We start from the raw sequence: 1,977 nt of genomic DNA on the forward strand, positions 1-1,977 counted from the left end.
GAGAAGATCGGCCAAATTGTGGTGGATAGCCTGGCCAAGCGGGTGGCCCTCAACGCCAGTCAGCAAAGCTTCCAGGCGATGCGGGCCAAATTGACCACCGTTTTGGATATGGACATTTCCCGCAAGGACATGGGAGAGGTCAAGCGGCTGATCGACTACTTCACGGATGTGTTTTTGGGCAAGCGGGAGGAGCTGCGTTCTCCTTACCCAGTGGGCACCATCTTGCAAGTAAAGGCAGCCGTCGAGGCCCGTCCCCCCGACAGTCGCACCCGCATTGGCCTGGAAATCCTAAACCAGATCTACCGCGAGTACATGCCTATGCTGCAGCAAGAGTAGGGGCAGGGATCCCATAGGCTGGCAGGTGTTGGGCACAATGGGGACTGGTGTGCTGTCTCGGGTTAGGAGATCGGGAGTTTCCATGCGCTACCGCCAGCTTGGCCACAGCCCTTTGCAGGTCTCGGAAATCTGTCTGGGCACCATGACCTTTGGACAGCAGAATACCTTGGCCGAGGCTTGGGAACAGCTCGATTACGCGGTGGAGCACGGGATCAACTTCATCGACACCGCCGAGATGTACCCGGTGCCGGCGCGGGCGGAAACCCAGGGAGCCACAGAACGCTACATCGGCGAGTGGCTACAACACCAGCCGCGGGAGCGCCTCATCATCGCCACCAAGATCACCGGCCCGGGTCGGCCCTGGCACTGGATCCGCGGCGGGTCTCTCTCGATTAGCCGCGACAACCTCAAACAGGCGGTGGCCGGCAGCCTCAAACGCCTGAAGACCGACTACATCGACCTCTACCAAATCCACTGGCCGGATCGCTATGTGCCCCTGTTTGGGGGGGTGGCCTACGATCCCAGCCAGGAGCGGCCCACGGTTCCCATTGCCGAGCAACTGCAGGGCTTGGCGGAACTGGTGCAGGAGGGCCTGGTGCGCTACATCGGCTTGAGCAACGAAACCCCCTGGGGAGTCTGCGAGTTCTGCCACCTGGCCGAGCAGTTGGGCCTGCCCAAGGTGGTCTCGATTCAAAACGCCTATAGCCTCCTCAACCGCACGTTTGAGATGGGCCTGGCGGAGGTTTGCCACCACGAGCAGGTGGGGTTGCTGGCCTACAGCCCCCTGGCCTTTGGGCTGCTGACGGGCAAATACCTGGGGGGCGCCAAGCCGCCGGGATCCCGTTTGGCACTGTTTGAGGGCTTTGGCCAGCGCTACCGCAAGCCCAATGTGGAAGAGGCCGTGGCCGCCTACGTACGCATTGCCCGCCAGCACGGCCTGACCCCTGCCCAGTTGGCTTTGGCCTTTGTGCGCAGCCGCTGGTTTGTCACCAGCACCATCATCGGAGCCACCAACCTGGCCCAGCTCAAGGAAAACCTCAGTTGCCTGGAGCTGTCGCCTGAGATCTTGGCGGAGATCGAAGCGGTGCACCAGCGCTACCCCAATCCTGCACCCTGAGCAGGCGACAAAACAGCCCGCCAAGGAGAACTTTTTGAGAACTTTCCTCGTCTGGGGCTATGGCTTGGATAACTAGGTCCGAGCTGGCCCCTCTTGAACTCACAAACCTCCCAGGGGCTCTCCTAGCAGATCGTGAGGTGTGAACAAACAATGCGCAACCTTTTCCTTTGGCAGGGTTGGAAGACGGTAGCTCTGGTGGTAGGCTGCAGCAGCTTGGTTTGGATGGGGGATCCCGCTTGGGCGCAACTTTCTGACATCAGCACCTACTGGGGCGCCCAGTACATCGCCGGCTTGAACGAGCGGCAGATCATCGGCGGCTTCCCAGACGGCACCTTTCGCCCCAATGAGTCGATTACCCGCGCCCAGTTTGCCGTTATCGTTACCAAAGCTTTTGGGCTGGATACCAACGTTCCCGTACGCTCCTTTGCCGATCCCATTCCCAGTTGGGCAGCTCCCTCTATTGGCGCGGCGGCAGCAGCAGGGTATGTTTCCGGCTTTCCCGACGGCACGTTCCGTCCCAACGA

At 60.8% G+C, this 1,977-nt stretch carries 2 protein-coding genes and 1 pseudogene; all 3 read left to right on the plus strand.

The genetic code is table 11. From position 1 onward, the window contains the following. Window positions 1–336: pseudogene (locus tag NW857_RS09725) on the plus strand (hypothetical protein); the annotation flags it as partial. Between the two features lie 82 nt (window positions 337–418). Then, window positions 419–1,453: an NADP(H)-dependent aldo-keto reductase gene (locus NW857_RS09730; RefSeq protein WP_414332807.1), complete on the plus strand. Its 1,035-nt coding sequence runs from the start codon at window positions 419–421 to the stop codon at window positions 1,451–1,453. A 150-nt stretch (window positions 1,454–1,603) separates the two neighbouring features. After that, the coding region (locus NW857_RS09735) for an S-layer homology domain-containing protein (protein WP_414368810.1) at window positions 1,604–1,977 on the plus strand (374 nt) is incomplete at its 3' end.

Origin of the sequence: Synechococcus sp. H55.9, assembly GCF_047462355.1 — a bacterium.
Classification (GTDB): domain Bacteria; phylum Cyanobacteriota; class Cyanobacteriia; order Thermostichales; family Thermostichaceae; genus Thermostichus.

What these genes read in the sequence shown, in the direction of transcription:
- NW857_RS09730 (WP_414332807.1), top strand. Translation starts at nt 419, where the DNA reads ATGCGCTACCGCCAGCTTGGCCACAGCCCTTTGCAGGTCTCGGAAATC.